The 15,855-nt window shown below is 62.7% G+C and carries 14 protein-coding genes and 2 tRNA genes; 11 read left to right on the top strand and 5 right to left on the bottom strand.

What is annotated here, in order from left to right; all coding sequences use genetic code 11:
* Positions 1-84: 84 nt before the first annotated feature.
* A complete protein-coding gene (locus DSAT_RS13885; RefSeq protein ID WP_020888167.1) occupies positions 85-573 on the bottom strand; it encodes an RrF2 family transcriptional regulator in 489 nt (162 codons plus the stop codon).
* Positions 574-910: 337 nt separating this feature from the next.
* Between DSAT_RS13885 and DSAT_RS13890 the strand changes: the two genes are divergently transcribed.
* Entirely contained in the window at positions 911-2,755 is a 1,845-nt protein-coding gene (locus tag DSAT_RS13890; RefSeq protein ID WP_020888168.1) for a UbiD family decarboxylase, read from the top strand.
* Here DSAT_RS13890 and DSAT_RS13895 read toward each other — a convergent pair.
* Positions 2,745-3,623, bottom strand: coding sequence for a lipase family alpha/beta hydrolase (locus tag DSAT_RS13895; RefSeq protein WP_020888169.1), 879 nt, complete (start codon positions 3,621-3,623; stop codon positions 2,745-2,747). The genes DSAT_RS13890 and DSAT_RS13895 overlap by 11 nt on opposite strands.
* A gap of 114 nt (positions 3,624-3,737) precedes the next feature.
* Here DSAT_RS13895 and DSAT_RS13900 point away from each other — a divergent pair, with 114 nt between their 5' ends.
* The 3 genes from DSAT_RS13900 to DSAT_RS13910 are packed head-to-tail and all read left to right on the top strand — an operon-like array spanning position 3,738 to position 6,166.
* The gene (locus DSAT_RS13900) at positions 3,738-4,088 is read left to right on the top strand and encodes a tRNA-binding protein (protein ID WP_020888170.1); all 351 of its coding nucleotides are present in this window, start codon (positions 3,738-3,740) and stop codon (positions 4,086-4,088) included.
* Between the two features lie 40 nt (positions 4,089-4,128).
* The gene (locus tag DSAT_RS13905; RefSeq protein ID WP_020888171.1) at positions 4,129-5,172 is read left to right on the top strand and encodes a DUF1786 domain-containing protein; all 1,044 of its coding nucleotides are present in this window, start codon (positions 4,129-4,131) and stop codon (positions 5,170-5,172) included.
* Positions 5,162-6,166, top strand: a complete 1,005-nt coding sequence (locus DSAT_RS13910; RefSeq protein ID WP_020888172.1) for an aminoglycoside phosphotransferase family protein — start codon at positions 5,162-5,164, stop codon at positions 6,164-6,166. The genes DSAT_RS13905 and DSAT_RS13910 overlap by 11 nt, the downstream gene beginning before the upstream one ends.
* 95 nt (positions 6,167-6,261) lie before the next feature.
* Here the strand turns inward: DSAT_RS13910 and DSAT_RS13915 are convergent.
* From DSAT_RS13915 to DSAT_RS15220, 3 genes are all read right to left on the bottom strand, one after another.
* Positions 6,262-6,338 (bottom strand) — tRNA-Asp (locus DSAT_RS13915).
* A gap of 17 nt (positions 6,339-6,355) precedes the next feature.
* A tRNA-Val gene (locus DSAT_RS13920) sits at positions 6,356-6,431 on the bottom strand.
* An 81-nt stretch (positions 6,432-6,512) separates the two neighbouring features.
* Entirely contained in the window at positions 6,513-6,812 is a 300-nt protein-coding gene (locus DSAT_RS15220; RefSeq protein WP_084712884.1) for a hypothetical protein, read from the bottom strand.
* Between the two features lie 347 nt (positions 6,813-7,159).
* Here DSAT_RS15220 and DSAT_RS13925 point away from each other — a divergent pair, with 347 nt between their 5' ends.
* The 7 genes from DSAT_RS13925 (at position 7,160) to DSAT_RS13955 (ending at position 15,741) form a co-directional block, all read left to right on the top strand.
* Positions 7,160-7,717: a hypothetical protein gene (locus tag DSAT_RS13925; RefSeq protein WP_020888174.1), complete on the top strand. Its 558-nt coding sequence runs from the start codon at positions 7,160-7,162 to the stop codon at positions 7,715-7,717.
* Between the two features lie 150 nt (positions 7,718-7,867).
* Entirely contained in the window at positions 7,868-8,584 is a 717-nt protein-coding gene (locus DSAT_RS13930) for an ATP-binding cassette domain-containing protein (protein ID WP_020888175.1), read from the top strand.
* A gap of 16 nt (positions 8,585-8,600) precedes the next feature.
* Positions 8,601-9,806, top strand: a complete 1,206-nt coding sequence (locus DSAT_RS13935) for an ABC transporter substrate-binding protein (RefSeq protein WP_020888176.1) — start codon at positions 8,601-8,603, stop codon at positions 9,804-9,806.
* 1 nt (position 9,807) lies between these two features.
* On the top strand, positions 9,808-11,532 hold the full coding sequence (locus DSAT_RS13940; protein ID WP_020888177.1) for an ABC transporter permease: 1,725 nt from the start codon (positions 9,808-9,810) through the stop codon (positions 11,530-11,532).
* Positions 11,533-11,980: 448 nt separating this feature from the next.
* Positions 11,981-12,505 (top strand): CBS domain-containing protein, encoded by a 525-nt coding sequence (locus DSAT_RS13945; RefSeq protein WP_020888178.1) that lies wholly within the window; start codon positions 11,981-11,983, stop codon positions 12,503-12,505.
* A 57-nt stretch (positions 12,506-12,562) separates the two neighbouring features.
* A complete protein-coding gene (locus DSAT_RS13950; RefSeq protein ID WP_020888179.1) occupies positions 12,563-14,041 on the top strand; it encodes an SLC13 family permease in 1,479 nt (492 codons plus the stop codon).
* A gap of 269 nt (positions 14,042-14,310) precedes the next feature.
* Positions 14,311-15,741, top strand: a complete 1,431-nt coding sequence (locus tag DSAT_RS13955) for a transferase hexapeptide repeat containing protein (RefSeq protein WP_020888180.1) — start codon at positions 14,311-14,313, stop codon at positions 15,739-15,741.
* Positions 15,742-15,855: the final 114 nt, after the last annotated feature.

Raw genomic sequence — 15,855 nt, forward strand, 5'->3', positions numbered from 1 at the left:
CCGTCCCGGCGCTCTTGCCCGCCTGCAAGGCGGATATGCGAATTTGCCCGTGGCGGAAGCGCAGGCTCCCTCGGGTCGAGCTGGTCAGGAGGAATTCCGTTTGGCCCTGGGGTCGTCCAAAAGGCAGACCGCAAGGCCGTTGCAATGCTGGTCGAAGATGGTGCCTTCCTTGGCGTGTTTGGCCAGATCAGCGAAAGTGATGGTGTTGAGCTTCTCGAACATGGCTGTGCTGGCCTCCATCCAGACCAGTCGGGTGATGCAATTACCGGCAAGGTTGCAATGCGGATTGTTGGTTCCGCATTCCGCCAGGAGGCTGTCGCCCTCGAGCAACTTGATCACTTCGCCCACGCTGATCTGGTCGAGCGGCTTGGCGATGGTGTGGCCACCTTTTTTGCCACGACGGCTTTTGAGAAAGCCGCCTTTGCGCAATATTTGGGCTATGCGCTCCAGATACTTGACGGAGATGTCCTGCCGCTGGGCAGTGTCCTGGATGCGGACGGGGCCGTCCTGACAATTCAGGGCGATATCCAGCAGGAGTCGAGTCCCATAGCGGCTCTTCGTCGATAGTCTCATGACGACCTCATGGCAAAATGTCCACGCGTCACGGCGGTCGCGCCGCGGACGCGCATGGTCATGGAGGCCTGTCGCGAAGGCGCTCGCATGGAGGTATGCGATGCGGAAGGTGGCGGCTGTCGCCAGGGAACGCAAGCTGCCTATACCAAGTTCGCGTGGAAATCAATATCTGCTGGGTAGGAAATTGGAAAAGATGGCGCTACGTCGATGATCCCTTGCCAACCCCGAGTTCGCGCGGGCCATCGGGTTGACCGCGTGACCCGTGCCTTGCTAGGCAGGGCGTTGTGTCATGATCCAGTTTTCCGTTTTGCGCTTCCGGTAATGAAAAGGAGACCTCATGGGGTACGTGAATCTGTCCGAATGTCTGCGCGAGCTCGAAGCGACACGCCGCCTCGTGCGCCTGCGCGAGCCGGTCGACGCGAATATTGAGGCTGGAGTCATCCAGCGCCGGGCATACCGCAAGGGTGGACCAGCGATTCTCTTCGAGAACGTCAAGGGTTGCACCTTCCCCATGGTTGGCAACCTCTTTGGCACCTCCGAGCGCATCCGCTACATCTTCCGCGACACCCTGCGTTCTCTTGAAGCCCTCATGAGCCTGAAAGCCGACCCGGCCGCGCTTTTGAAAAAGCCCTTGCGCTTCAGTGGTGTTCCCCTGGCGCTGTTGCATACCATGCCCAAGACCGTGTCCACGGGGCCGATCATGGCCCGCACCACGCGTCTCTCGGAGCTGCCGCAACTACGCTCCTGGCCCATGGACGGCGGGGCCTACGTGACGTTGCCGCAGGTCTACACCGAGGACCCCGATGCGCCGGGATATGCGCGCTCGAACCTCGGCATGTACCGCGTGCAGCTTTCAGGCGAGACCTTTGCCCCAGACCGCGAGGTGGGCCTGCACTACCAAATTCATCGCGGTATTGGTCCGCACCACGCGGCCGCCATCCGGCGCGGGGAGCGGCTGCCGGTCAACGTCTTCGTGGGCGGTCCCCCGGCCATGACCCTGGCTGCCGTCATGCCCCTGCCTGAGGGCATGCCCGAAATATTCTTCGCGGGAGTGCTGGGCGGACGGCGAGTGCGCATGGTGCGGCCCGAAGGCGGCCTGCCTGTCCTGGCCGAGGCGGACTTCTGCATCCAGGGCTACATCGAGCCGCACGCGGTCAAGCCCGAGGGGCCGTTCGGCGACCATCTGGGCTACTATTCCCTGGCCCACGACTTCCCCGTTATGACCGTGACCCGCGTGCTGCATCGCGAAAACGCCGTGTGGCCGTTCACCACTGTCGGCCGCCCGCCGCAGGAGGACACGGTCTTCGGGGAATTCATTCACGATCTCACCGGGGCGCTGGTGCCCACGGTTTTTTCGGGTGTGCGGGAAGTGCACGCCGTGGATGCGGCCGGAGTGCATCCGCTGCTTCTGGCTGTGGGCAGCGAGCGCTACGTGCCCTATGCCGCCGAGCGTCAGCCACAGGAGTTGCTGACATCGGCCTGCGCGCTGCTGGGGACCACGCAGACCTCGCTCTCCAAGTACGTCATCATCGCGGCGGCCGAGGATTCCGGACTCCTCTCAGCCCACAAGATCCCGCATTTCCTGGCCCATGTGCTGGAGCGCATCGACCTCTCCCGCGATCTGCACTTTCTCACGCGCACGACCATGGATACCCTGGATTATTCAGGCATCAGCCTGAATCAGGGATCCAAGGTCATCATCGCGGCCGCAGGAGCGCCCCGGCGCGAGCTTTCCTCCGAGCTTCCCCGGGACTTCGCGTTGCCCGAGCCCTTTGGCGAAGCGCGCGTCTTTTCGGCAGGAATCGTGATCGTCCAGGGCCCGCCGCACGGCGCAGGGCGCGATAGGCACGACCCGAGGCTGCAATCCCTGGCCAAGGCATTGGGCGAGACGAGCGGCATGGAAGGGCTGCCTCTGGTGGTGGTCTGCGACGATGCGGCCTTCACTGCGGCTGACTGGGACAACTTCCTGTGGGTTACGTTCACCCGCTCGGACCCTGCCACCGACATCTACGGTGGCAAGTCGTTCACCCATTGCAAGCACTGGGGGTGCGCCGGACCCTTGGTCATCGACGCCCGGCTGAAGACCTACCACGCGCCGCCGCTCGACCCCGATCCCGTGGTCGAGGCGCGCGTGGACGCCCTGGCCGCGCCGGGCGGGGCGCTTCACGGGGTCATCGACTAGGAGCGCTTCGTCCGGCCAGGGACGACTGCACGAAGTCGATGGCCATGCGGGCCACGCCCGGATGGTAGAGGAACTGAACGTGGCCGCAGGTCGGCGTCTCGACGTCCTGAAAGCCCGAGCCTGCCGGAGGTCTGCTGTTGTCCACTGGCAGGACCATGGCGTCCACGTTGGAGCGCAGGGAGAGCGCGGGCACCGGCGCAGCGGGCGTGAAGGCCTGCAGCGCCAGCATGACCTCCGAGGTCGGGTGCAGGTCGTCCACCAGACGGCCGAAGCCCAGCGCCCCGAGGCTGCTTCCTCTGTGCGGCGCGCCCACGGTGACGCAGGCCGCGACCCGCTTTGCGATGTCCTCCTCGGCCAACAGCCGCCGGGCGATCACGCCGCCAAGGCTGTGTCCCACCAGAATGATGGGGCGGTCTGGATTTTCTTTCATGATCGCGCGCACCTGGGCGGCCACGCCGCGCATCGCGGGCATGAAGTCCTGGTGCAGGCTTTCGTAGCGCGGGCAGTACTGCCGGGGCAGGCCCGCCTGTCTGAACCACCGGCGCCACAAGAGCCAGACGGCTGGATTGTTGTACAGTCCGTGGATGAAGACCACGCATGGCCCGGAGGCGTCCTTGTCCGGCCTGGCCAGCGAGGGCAGGCGGCCGAGCGGAAGGGTGAGCAGCAGGAAGAACTGGCAGGCGGCAGAGATGGCGACACGCCCCAGGAAAAAGCGCCAGAGGCCTTCGCGGGCAAGGCGCCTGAGCCTTTCCTCGTGCGGCGTGCCGAAGGATTCGTACCACAGGAGAGCGTGGATGATCACAGCCACGGCCGTGGAGACGAGGGCGAGCAGGGCCACGTAGGCGAGAAGGGCATATATGATGAACACGGGAACCTCCCTGGCGGTCTTGGATGCCACCTTGTCAGGTCTCGGGCTCCTATACTAGATTGTCGGGTCGGCACAAGGCATGTCTGCGCCATGATCCGGCACGGGGAGGCAAGAGTGGGCAGGGACGATCTTTCGGAAACGACGGCCGAGCGGTTCTTCGAAGTCGAGATGCGTGTTGGGCGCGTTGTGACTGCCGAGCCGCTTGCCAAGGCAAAAACGCCTGCCTACAGGCTGCGCATAGATTTCGGTGAGCATGGCCTGCGTCATAGTAGCGCGCAGATTACGGACCTCTATGCCCCCGACGAACTCGTCGGACGTTTGGTCGTGGCCGTCACCAATCTGCCGCCCCGCCGCATCGCGGGATTCGTGAGCGAGGTTCTGGTCCTGGGCGTGCCCGACGAGCAGGGCAGGGTGACGCTGCTCGAACCCGAGCGCGACGTTCCCGTGGGCGGACGGGTGCATTGAAGCATTTGTCCTGTCTTTCCCCTTGCAAGAAGGAAAATGCATGATCTATCCCGCCGAACGCATCCTGCTTTTGGACATCGGCAGCGGCACCCAGGACGTGCTCTACGCCCTGGCCGACCAGAACCCCTCTAACTGGCCCAAATTCGTGCTGCCCGCCCCGGCCCGGCGCGTGGACGCCCGTATCCGGGAACTGACCCGGCAAGGGCGCGACATTCACCTGTGCGGCACGAACATGGGCGGCGGCTTCGTGCGGGCACTGAAGGACCACCTTGCGACCGGGTTCGCGGCCTCCGCCCATCCCGACGCGGCCTTCGCCCTGGCCGACGACCTTGGCCTCGTCACGACCATGGGCGTGCGGCTGAGCGAGACGGCCCCGCGCGGCCACGCGCCGGTCCAACTCGCGGATTACGATCCGGGATTTTGGGAGGCGTTCCTCGGCGCGGCCGGGTTGCCATTGCCCGAGATGGTCGCGGCCTGCGCCCAGGACCACGGCTTTCATCCCGGCAAGAGCAACCGCGAGGGCCGCTTCGCCCTGTGGCGGCGCTTTCTGACCGAGGCGAACGGCCGGATCGAGGCCCTGGTCTATGCCGCGCCGCCCGAGGAACTGACGCGCCTGGCCGTTTTGCAGCGCGCCATCGGCGGCGGTCCGGTGGCGGATTCCGGCCCGGCCGCGGTGCTCGGCGTGCTCAGCGTGCCGCGCATCGAGGAGCTTTCGCGCGAGCAGGGCATTTGCGTTGTCAACGTGGGCAACTCGCACACCATCGCCTTCCTGGTCCTCGATGGCCGGGTGTACGGCGTGTACGAGCAGCACACCGGCCTCCTCGACGGCCGCGCCCTGTGGGACGATCTGGCGCGCTTCAAGGCCTGCCGCCTCAGCTTTGCGGAGGTTTTCGAGGCCAAGGGGCACGGCTGCATGACGCTCGATGCGCCGTCGCGGGCGGCCGGTTTCGCGCCCACCTTCGTCATCGGCCCGCGCCGCGATCTCCTGCGGGGATTCGAGGCCGAATTCCCCCATCCCGGCGGTGATATGATGGTCGCGGGCTGCCTGGGACTTCTCAAGGGCATCGCGGGGCATGGCGGCTGAGGCGTCGCTTCCGGACAGGCGCGAGGCGGTCTTCGTCTTCGTGCGCGAATCGGGCTGGGCGGACGTGTCCTCGCCTGCGGATGTCACTTTTCTGGCCGCCGGGGAATACAACGAGAACTGGTTTGTCCGCGCGCCGCATGGCGATCTGGTGCTGCGCATCAATCACGGCAGCCAGTTGGGGCTTGGCGAGCGGCAGATCGTTTACGAATTCAATGTGCTGCAGGCCCTTGCTCAAAGCGGGGTCACGCCCCGGCCGCATGTCGTGGAGCCAGCGCCGCGGGGCCTTCCCGGCGGTGTCCTGCTCATGGAATATCTGCCCGGCCGTGCCTTCGATTATGCGACTGACAGCGATCTTGCGGCCCGTATCTTCGCCCGCGTCCATGAGGTCGCGCCAAATCCGGAGCTTGTGCGCCAGCCCGATCCCGTCGCCGCCATTGCCGACGAAAGCCTTTCGCTCATCGAGCGTTATCCGGAACATCCGTTGCGCGAAAAGCGGACGGCGCTTTTGGGCCTGCACGCGCGCGTCCTGCGGCTGGCCGAAGAGGCCCGCGAACTGTTTGCGCGCGATGCCCAGGTGCTGGTCAACACCGAGGTCAACTCCGGTAATTTTATCGTCGGGGAAGGGGAGCGGCAGGGCCGCGCTTGGCTCGTGGACTGGGAAAAGGCAGTGCTTTCAACGCGTTGTCAGGATCTTGGGCATTTCCTGGTGCGCACCACCACGCGCTGGAAGACGGACTACACGTTCGGCCCGGACGAGCGTTTGCGTTTTCTGACGACCTATTTGGTGGAATCGGGACTTGAAGAGCCACTTGAAGAATTGGACGCCAAGGTGGCGCTCATGGAACGGACCATTCTCTTGCGCGCCTTGTCCTGGTGCTACATGGCCTGGCACGAGTATACGCGGCCAGGTAGCCGCGCATTGCGCAACCCATCGACCTTCGCTCGCATCGAGGACTATCTGAGGGACATCGACGGCCTCGCCGCCGCCATATAGCCGATTTTGGATCGTGCAGGGCGGTACGGGAGGAGGACGGCGAAATGGGCAAAAGAAAAAGGCCAGTGATTGCTCACTGGCCTTTGTTCTCTTGATGGCGAAGCGGACGGGACTTGAACCCGCGACCTCCGGCGTGACAGGCCGGCGTTCTGACCAACTGAACTACCGCTCCGAATTTCAAGGCACGGGTGGTAGGCGGAACAGGGCTCGAACCTGCGACCCTCGGCTTGTAAGGCCGATGCTCTCCCAACTGAGCTATCCGCCCGTGCAACGGGAAGTCGGTGTTTATCTATTCCGATCTGGGATGTCAACGGGATTTGTCGTGGGATCGACAAAAAATCTCCGCTCAAGATCCCAGGTCGCGCTTGCGCACATCTCTCCGCCAGGGATTGTCTGGCGAGCAGCAACCTTCGCCAGCGTAGAGTTCAGCCTTGAAAGTCGCCCCTCGCTCGGGATTGAGCATCAGCAGGCAGACGTAGCGACCAGCGGCGGCATCCCACGAAAGCTCGGGGCAGCGTGGTTTGTAGCCGTGCAGTCTGTGCGAGACTTCGCACTGGTCGCCAAGACAGCAGCGGCCGCAGCCGACGCACGGTTCCGACACCCTCACCGCAGCACCGATCTCGATGCGAATGCTTTGGACACGCATATCTCCCACGATCTGGATTTGGAGGCAGCCACGCGGAGTCGGCACTGCGTCCTGAAACCGCACATGCAGCATCCGCCCCTTTGCGGCAGATGTCCAGACTTTCCGCCTGTCGTCCCGGAACTCTTCGTGGCGGCGGCTCAGTTTCGTCGAGTGGCCGTTGCGCGGGGTCGCTGCCCATAGCGTGTCGATAAACGTGCGCGCTCGTCCGCCGGGCTTTTGGGAATAGGAAGTTCTTGCCAGGCGCAGCGGCGTTTGATACTTCCTTCACATTGGCTGATCGATCAATCAATCAGTCTGGCGCTCCGTCCGCACACGGTGGGAGCAACGTGAATAAGAAGGAGAACACAATGCGTTTGGAATTCGATACCCGTGGATTGTGTTGCGATTTGGCCCTACACCCAGTTTCCGGGCTGGTGGCCAAGAAGATGCAGAAGCTCGGCAAGGCCGTGTACCGCCACAAATACGCCAATTGGTGGCGCAAGGGGAACACGACTACCTGCGGCATGCGCGTTGATCCCGAACTCCTCGTGCGCGTGCGCCTCGACGGCGCGCCGCAGGAGTTCGACCAGTCCGGGCTGACCCGCGAGGTCTTTGAGGTTCGCCGCCGCATGTACCTGGAGAGCAATGCCAACTACGCTTGCGTGCTCGGCTACGACAACGAGCCCTGCGGTTGCGTCTGGCGTTGGAACGACATCTCCGATTTCGATCCGGCCCGGTTCACCTTCCAGGTGCAGCGCTGGGATAGCATCATGGGCGAGAAGGACTACTTCATCCTCGACAATGTGCTCTACGACGGCCATTTCGCCGATGAGCACGCATGGTGTGATTCCAAGGGCTTCGATCTCATCCGCCCCATCGTCATCAACCTGGGCGCCGTGCGCCGCGAGATGGCCAGGGCGGTCTAGCAGGCAGCCCCGGAAGCATCGCCTGTTGCATGACGCGATGGCCGGTCCTGGCGCTTGCCGGGGCCGGCCATTCGTTTTGGGCGCACGATTTCCCACAGGCCATCGAGACCGCCAATATCTTCCCGATCGGTTGTCTCCGCTGCACGATGCATGTATCACGTCGATGTGGCAGCCTGTCTCGCTCCTACCGTCGCGCAAGGCGATGCACCCGCGCCTCTCTCTTCCGGGCATGGCGTGCTTTCGCTTCGCGGCCTGCATCTGGCCCTGGGCGAGACGGTGCTCGTCCAGGATCTGAACCTCGACGTGCCGCCGGGCGTCATCGTCACGGTCAAGGGCCGCAGCGGAGCGGGGAAGTCGAGCCTGTTGTCGTTCCTGTGCGGGGCGCTGCCCCGGACGTTCACGGCCTCGGGCCGCATCATCCTCGACGGTCGCGACATCTCTGGGCTGCCGCCCGAACGCCGGGCCCTGGGCATCCTCTTTCAGGACGACCTGCTTTTTCCGCACATGAGTGTGGGCGGGAATCTGCTGTTCGGCATTCCCCGGCGGGGGCTGTCCCAGGACGAGCGTATCGCGCTGGCCGAACAGGCCCTGGTCGAGTGCGGGCTTGCTGGCTTTTTCCGGCGCGAACCAGGCACGCTCTCCGGCGGGCAACGAGCCCGCGTGGCATTGATGCGGACGCTCCTTGCCAAACCCCGTGCATTGTTATTGGACGAGCCGTTCGCGAGTCTGGACGTCGAGACGCGGAAGGAGTTCCGCCAGTTCGTTTTCGATCATGCCAGGGCGGCTGGGCTGCCGACCCTGCTGGTCACCCACGACCAGTCCGACGCCGAGGCCGCCCATGGCCCCGTCGTTTCCCTCGATACCTGATTCAAAGGAGTGATCCATGTTTCGCCTGTCGATTTCTTTCATGGCCGTGCTTGTGCTCCTGGCCGGTTCGGTTTCAGCACGTGCGTCGGCGGACGACTGGAACGCTGTTCTCGCCACGGCGCGCGGCCAGACCGTCTACTGGAACGCCTGGGCAGGGTCCGAGGCGGCCAACGACTACATAGCCTGGGTGGCTGCTGAGGTTTCGCGTCGCCATGGCATTACCTTGCGCCACGTCAAGGTCACGAACCTGGCAGAATCCGTGGCCCGCGTCTTGGCCGAAAAAAATGCGGGTAGGACATCGGGCGGCTCCGTGGACCTGCTGTGGATCAACGGCGAAAATTTTCTGGCCATGAAGGAGAACGGCCTTTTGTACGGCCCCTTCGCCGACCGGCTGCCCAACGCCGCGCTCGTGGACTACGACGGCAAGCCCACGGTTCTTCTCGATTTCACGGTACCGGTGGAGGGCTTGGAATCGCCCTGGGGCATGGCTCAGATCGTGTTCCTGCACGATGCCGCCAGATTGCCCGATCCGCCGCGCGACATGCGGGCTCTTCTTTCCTGGGCCGCGGCCAATCCCGGCCGTTTCACACACCCGCAGGTGCGCAACTTCATGGGTTCGACGTTCCTCAAGCAGGCGCTCATCGAACTGGTCGATGACGCCGGGGTCCTCCAACTTCCGGCCACCCCCGCAAACTTTCAGATCGTGACTGCGCCGCTGTGGGCCTGGTACGAACAACTCAAACCGAACCTGTGGCGTAGTGGCAGGCAGTTTCCCGAGAACGCCTCGGTGCAGCACCAGCTTCTGGCCGACGGCGAAGTGGACATGAGCATCTCGTTCCACCCGGCCGAGGCCTCGAATCTGATCCAGTCGGGCCAGCTTCCGCCGAGCGTGCGCACCTTCGTCCTTGCGGGCGGGACCATCGGCAACACCCATTTCGTGGCCATCCCCTTCAACTCCTCGGCCAGGGAAGCGGCCATGGTCGTGGCAGACTTCCTGCTTTCGCCCGAGGCCCAGGCCAGGAAGCAGGATCCGCGCGTGTGGGGAGACATGACCGTGCTCGACCTAAACAGGCTGACGGCTGGAGACCGTGCCCTGTTCGACGCCTTGCCGCGGGGACCGGCCACGCTCGCCCCGGATGAACTGGACCGCCCCCTGCCCGAGCCGCACCCGTCGTGGATGAACATGATCGTCGAGGAGTGGGGCAGGCGGTACGGCGGCTAACATGCTGCGTTTCTTCCCCTGGCTCGCGGTGTCGGCGTTCCTGCTGCCCGTGGCGGCGGGGCTCGCCGGAACCGTTCTGCCTGCCGTGGGCTGGTTTCCAGCCCTGGGGCGGACGTCCCTCGATCTTTCTGCCCTCCGGCATCTTCTTGAGATGCCTGGGCTTTCCGCTGCCGTGGCCGTCTCCCTGGCGGTCGGATTCGGCTCCACTGTCCTGGCCTTGGCCGTGACGGTGGCGCTGTGCGCAGCAGCCCACGGGACTCCGTTCTTTTCGCGGCTGAAGGGACTGCTCGCGCCCATGCTGGCCGCGCCGCACGCGGCCGTGGCCATCGGCCTGGCCTTTGTGATCGCTCCGAGCGGTTGGCTCATGCGCCTGGTATCGCCCTGGCTCACGGGCTTCACGCAGCCGCCGGATTTGCGCATCATCCAAGACCCTTACGGGCTGGCCATGATCGCGGGACTGCTGCTCAAGGCGGTTCCCTACCTCCTGTTCATGACCATCGGCGCGCTTGGACAGACCCAGACAATCCGTTTCCTGGCCGTGGCCCGTTCCCTTGGGTACGGAGGGGCGGCCGCCTGGTGCAAGGTGATCCTGCCCCAGGTCTATCCCCAGATCCGTTTGCCCGTGTACGCCCTGCTCGCCTTTTCCCTGTCCGTGGTGGACGTGGGCCTGATCCTCGGGCCATCCACGCCGCCGCCTTTGGCCGTCTACGTCTATCGTCTCTTCCTGGACCGCGATCCGGCTATGATCCTGCCTGGGACGGCCGGGGCGCTTGTGCAACTGGCCGTGGTCGTCGGTGCGCTCGGCGTCTGGCGGCTTGGAGAGATCACGGCGGCCCGCCTCGCGCGCGACTGGCTCGTATCGGGCGGCCGGGGGCGCGGGGGCAGGGGAGGGGCCGTGGCCGTGTTCGGCGTGGCCGGAGCCGTCTGGGGCGTCTTCGGCCTGGGGCTTTCGGCGCTCGTTCTGTGGTCCGTGGCCAGATCGTGGTGGTTTCCCGAGGCACTGCCCTCGCAATGGAGCCTCGACGCCTGGCGGCGCGCCCTGCCCGAATTGGCCTGGCCGTTGTGGAACACGATCGTCGTGGGCGTGTCGGCCATGGCCGCATCGCTCCTTCTGGCCGTGGGCTGCTTGGAGAACGAGGCCCGGCGCGGGGTGAGGGCCGCCAGATACACTCCGTGGCTGCTGTATGCGCCGCTTCTGGTGCCGCAGATCGCCTTCATGTACGGGCTACAGACTCTTTTGGTGCATCTGGGGCTGGACGGGACGCTCTTCGCGGTGATTCTGGCCCACATGCTGTTTGTCTTCCCGTACGTCTTCCTGTCGCTCGCCGATCCGTGGCGAGCCTTGGACGAGCGCTACGTCCGCTCTGCCCTGGGCCTTGGGGCCTCGCCCATGCGCGCCTTTTGGACCGTCAAGCTGCCGCTTCTGTTGCGGCCCGTGGCCTTTGCCGCAGCCGTGGGGTTCGCCGTGAGCGTCTCGCAATATCTGCCCACGATCTTTGCCGGGGCAGGGCGCATACCCACGCTGACAACCGAGGCCGTGACCCTGGCCGCGGGCGGCGATCGCCGCGTGGCGGCGGTCTTCGCCCTGACCCAGGCGGCGTTGCCGTTCGTCGTCTATGCCCTGGCGCTACAGATGCCGGGCGCACTTCGCATACGGCCTACCGGGGGAGCGAGAAACATGGGCGCAACGAGGCGGATATTGCCCCAATCTTCACGATCCTCCTAAGCCACGCTTTCCGGCGTTTTATCCTTGTTTCGCGTGGAGATTTTCCGTGAGAGACTTCACGCGGGACCTCTTCTCTGGCGGAATCACGCAAGGATTTGCCCCTTTTTTCACTCGACCCCGGATCGCGAAGGCTGCGGTCGCCGATCATCTTGGCTTTCGATTTTTATCGCTAGCATTATTTACCTTCGGGTTGTAAGGCGAGCGGTAATCGATTGCGCTCGGAAGGGCGCGAAAATACGCGCTCTACGGGCATTCGTTAGGTCTAATGAAAGTGTGGAGCGCACGGGAGATTTGGGTTACGGCCAGTTGACATAATGCCTTGTTCAATTTATCACATGACCTCGTTTATCGTGGGAGAAGAGTAACTGACGGATTAGAGACTAGGCACCGCAACAAGACCCCAACCCGGGAAGGTACGACAATGGATTCCGCCAGCGTTAGGAATTTGATGATTCCGATTTCGGAATACGTCGCCGTAAAAGAGACCGACACGTTGTATGAGTGTTTTCTGGCCTTCGAGAAGTACAAACAGGAAAGAGGGGACAAGAGGGCTCACCGCGACGCTCTCGTGTTCTCGGAAAAAGGTGAGATAGTCGGCGTGTTGACCATGCTCGACATTTTTCTCGCCCTCGAACCCACCTACAAGAAGATTCTACAGCAAAAGAGCTCTCATACCGCGCTCTTGAGCGAGTATGTCTCAAACATGTACCGCGAGTACGATCTGTGGCCTGAATCCCTGGACAAGGTCTGTTCCAGGGCTGCATCGCTGAAGGTCGGCGATGTCATCGGCCCTTTGGCCGACCACAAGTACGTGGATGCCGACGACAGCCTGGACAAGGCGTTGCACCGCTACGTCCTGGGCATCCGCCAGCCGTTGCTGGTCCGGTCGGGAGGCAAGATCGTCGGTGTTGTGCGCTACGGAGACCTCTTTGAAGAGGTTCGCAGGCGGATGCTGGCCTGCGTGATGGACTAGCCGTCCGCCCGTGGCGATTTTTCGAGACACTCTCGCAGATTCAGGAGAAAGAATACAATGAGCGCCGCTGAAGTTGTACAGAACAAGCCCATCAACTGGTCCAAGCTGTTTTTCATGTTCCTGGGCCCGGCCCTGTTCTTCACCGTCTATTATTCCCCTCCATGGCCCGACGCCATCGACCCGCTGGGCGTCAGCTTCGCCTTGAGCCCCGAGGCCAAGGGAGCGCTTGCCGTGTTCCTGTGGGCGGGCATCTGGTGGGTCTTCGAGGTCGTGCCCATCGGCGTCACCTCGCTGCTCATCGGCACGTTGCAGGCCCTGTTCTTCATCAGGCCCGCACGCGAGGCGTTTCGAGCCTTTATGGACCCTTCGGTGCTGTTCATCTTCGGCTCCATCGTCATCGGCATCGTCTTCACCAAGACCGGCCTGACCAGGCGGCTGGCCTACAAGATGCTGAAGATCGTGGGCGAACGCACGAGCATGATCTACCTGGGTTGCTTCTTCGTCACGGCCTTCCTGACCCTGTTCATGGCCCACACGGCCGTGGCCGCCACGGTCTATCCTCTGCTCCTGGCCATCTACAGCCTTTACGGCGAGGGCGACAAGGTCACCAAGTTCGGCAAGGGCCTGTTCATCGGCATGGCCTACGTGGCGGGCGCGGGCTCGATCATCTGTCTGCTCGGCGCGGCGCGCGGCATGGTCGCCCTGGGCTTTTACAAAGAATTGATGGATACGGACATCACCTTCTTCGAGTACTTTTACTACAATCTGCCTTTGGGCGCACTCATGGTCGTCATCTTGTGGGCTTTCATGATGGTCTTCTTCAAGCCCGAAAAGGCCACCATTCCCGGTCTGCGCAAGAAGGTGGACGAGCTCGACAAGAACATGGGCCCCGTGACCCGCAACGAGATCCTCGCCGGAGCGATCGTGCTCGGCGTCATCGCCTTCATGTCGCTGCAGTCCTTCATCCCGGCCTTGGCCGACTACAACAAAGCCGCGGTTCTGCTGGTCTCCACGATCACCTTCTTCATCATCAAGATTCTGGATATCAACGATCTGGAAGCCATTCCCTGGAACATCATCCTGCTCTTCGCGGGCGCCATGTCCATCGGCTTCTGCCTCTGGGAGACCGGCGCGGCCCAGTGGCTGGCCGTGAACTGGCTGACCATCTTCCAGGAAGCCCATTGGTTCGTCTTCGTCATGGGTATGACCTTCTTCGTGCTGATCATGACCAACTTCATCATGAACGTGGCAGCCATCGCCATATCGCTGCCCGTGGCCCTGGTCGTCGCCCCCTACCTCGGCGTGTCCGGCGAGGTCATCCTCTTCGCGTCCCTTGCCGCGGCGGGCATGCCCTTCCTGCTGCTCGTGGGTGCTGCGCCCAACGCCATCGCCTATGATTCCAAACAGTTCACCTCGGGCGAGTTCTTCAAGTACGGAACCATCGCCTCGGCGATCCTGATGGCCATGATCGGCCTGTTCGTCATGGTCGTCTGGCCCATCATGGGCATGCAGGTCACGTTGCCCGCAGCGGGTTGACCTGTAGCGCCGTGGGAACGCAAGGCCAAACGCTTTGTGTTCCCACGGCATACTGGCATGAAAGGATCACCCAGCAGGACCGGCCAAACAAGGCGCTCGCCATCTAGAAAGATAGATTCTAGGGCGGAAAACTGTTTTGTTTTCAGTATATTGCCGACCAGTTGACAGTCCGGTCCCGATAGTTAATGGTTTGATCATTGAACAAACGGGCTAGAATGCGCCATAGGGGCGCGCTACTTCCCGTTCAACCCGTCTATAAGGATACCATTATGCGAGAGATAGAAAAGCTCCTTGAGCACATCATCACCCGCGTAAGCATCAATTTGCGCAAGCCGTATTTCGATGTCGCGCCATATGTTCGCAACCTCGTTCCCGTGGACAGCCATGCGCTGTACTATGCGTTCTACGCCCTGACGCCAAACCACCCTCTGTATTTCAGTTTCAAGCATTCCAGCCTTGCGGGAACGTATTTTCTCGGTAAATGCGAGGTCGATCACAGCATTCTCTATAAGAGCGACATTCGTGGTGACGAATTGAAGGCGAAGGGAAGCACTTTGGAGTTCGACGGCATCAAGGTCACGCTGTACGATGACGAAATCATTCGCATCAAAGACAGCATGCTGGTCAAGACCCTGGTGCACGCCAATTCACACAACCCCGAGAGCCTTGAGATATTCCGCATCATCAACACCGTGGCGCTGCATTACTCGAACATTCATGGAACGACCATGGAAGGCTGCCTGCTCATGCCGTTCGCCACGGTCGATCTGTCCATGTGCCACGACTGCGTCTTCGGCGAGTTCTCCTATGTCCAGGCCGGGGATCTGAGCCACGAAAAAATCGAGAAAGGGCGCATCTGGGTGCGCGCCGAGGGCGCCTTTGAGTTCAACTATCGCTTCCCTGACGGCGTGGTGGACAAGTACATCAGCCTCACTCCCGGCTCTAAGCCTAAGGGCGAACTGATCGACTTCTGCGAGAGCCGCAAGGAAGACTTTATCCCCATCTACAGCTCGGTCATCCCCGAGCTGGGGGTGGAAGTTCCAGAGAGCGCGTTCGTCAGCCCTTATGCCGTGGTTAAGGGCAATTGTAAGGTGGGCAACAACGTGCTCGTCTCGCAGCGGGCCTACATCGAGTCGTCGAGCCTCGGCGATGGCGCCAACGCCCAGGAAAGCTGCTACATCGTCAATTCGACCTACGACGGCATGAACGTCACCGCACACGGCGGCAAGGTCATCAACGCCCATCTCGGCCGCAAGGTCTTCACCGGCTTCAACTCCTTTGTGCGCGGCAAGGCGGATGCCAAGATTACAGTGGGCAAGGAATGCATCATCATGCCCCACACCATCATCGATGCCGTCGAGCCCATCACCATCCCCGAGCGCAACCTTGTGTGGGGGTACATCACCAAGCAAGCCGACCTTGAGGCCAACTCCCTCTCGCTGGACGAGGTGGCTAAGATCAAGGGGCAGTTCCGGCTGGGCAACATGAGCTTCGACGGCCTCGGAAGCGCCTTCGTCAAAGCCTTCCAGAACCGCATCGAACACATCCTCGAAGTCAATGGCGCCTACTGCGATTGCGACGACACGAAGGGCCACGCCCAGGAGACCCAGGCCATCTCCTACAACATCCTGCAACCGTATCCCGAAGGCGCGCTGAAAGGGCTTTGCCCGACCGTGACCATCTCGCCTCTCGTTCCGTAGGGAATCGGCGCATCGCATGGAAAGGCCCTTGGAGTTCGTCTCCGGGGGCCTTTTGTCTTGTCCGGCCGTTTTTCGGGAAATCGCTTGCCTTGTGGAAGGGGGTGGGGTATGCAA

Source organism: Alkalidesulfovibrio alkalitolerans DSM 16529 (assembly GCF_000422245.1).
Lineage (GTDB): Bacteria > Desulfobacterota > Desulfovibrionia > Desulfovibrionales > Desulfovibrionaceae > Alkalidesulfovibrio > Alkalidesulfovibrio alkalitolerans.

Coding starts and splice junctions, on each gene's coding strand:
- DSAT_RS13885 (WP_020888167.1), bottom strand. CDS start 573: ATGAGACTATCGACGAAGAGCCGCTATGGGACTCGACTCCTGCTGGAT.
- DSAT_RS13890 (WP_020888168.1), top strand. CDS start 911: ATGGGGTACGTGAATCTGTCCGAATGTCTGCGCGAGCTCGAAGCGACA.
- DSAT_RS13905 (WP_020888171.1), top strand. CDS start 4,129: ATGATCTATCCCGCCGAACGCATCCTGCTTTTGGACATCGGCAGCGGC.
- DSAT_RS13910 (WP_020888172.1), top strand. CDS start 5,162: ATGGCGGCTGAGGCGTCGCTTCCGGACAGGCGCGAGGCGGTCTTCGTC.
- DSAT_RS15220 (WP_084712884.1), bottom strand. CDS start 6,812: ATGCGTGTCCAAAGCATTCGCATCGAGATCGGTGCTGCGGTGAGGGTG.
- DSAT_RS13925 (WP_020888174.1), top strand. CDS start 7,160: ATGCGTTTGGAATTCGATACCCGTGGATTGTGTTGCGATTTGGCCCTA.
- DSAT_RS13930 (WP_020888175.1), top strand. CDS start 7,868: ATGTATCACGTCGATGTGGCAGCCTGTCTCGCTCCTACCGTCGCGCAA.
- DSAT_RS13935 (WP_020888176.1), top strand. CDS start 8,601: ATGTTTCGCCTGTCGATTTCTTTCATGGCCGTGCTTGTGCTCCTGGCC.
- DSAT_RS13940 (WP_020888177.1), top strand. CDS start 9,808: ATGCTGCGTTTCTTCCCCTGGCTCGCGGTGTCGGCGTTCCTGCTGCCC.
- DSAT_RS13945 (WP_020888178.1), top strand. CDS start 11,981: ATGATTCCGATTTCGGAATACGTCGCCGTAAAAGAGACCGACACGTTG.
- DSAT_RS13950 (WP_020888179.1), top strand. CDS start 12,563: ATGAGCGCCGCTGAAGTTGTACAGAACAAGCCCATCAACTGGTCCAAG.
- DSAT_RS13955 (WP_020888180.1), top strand. CDS start 14,311: ATGCGAGAGATAGAAAAGCTCCTTGAGCACATCATCACCCGCGTAAGC.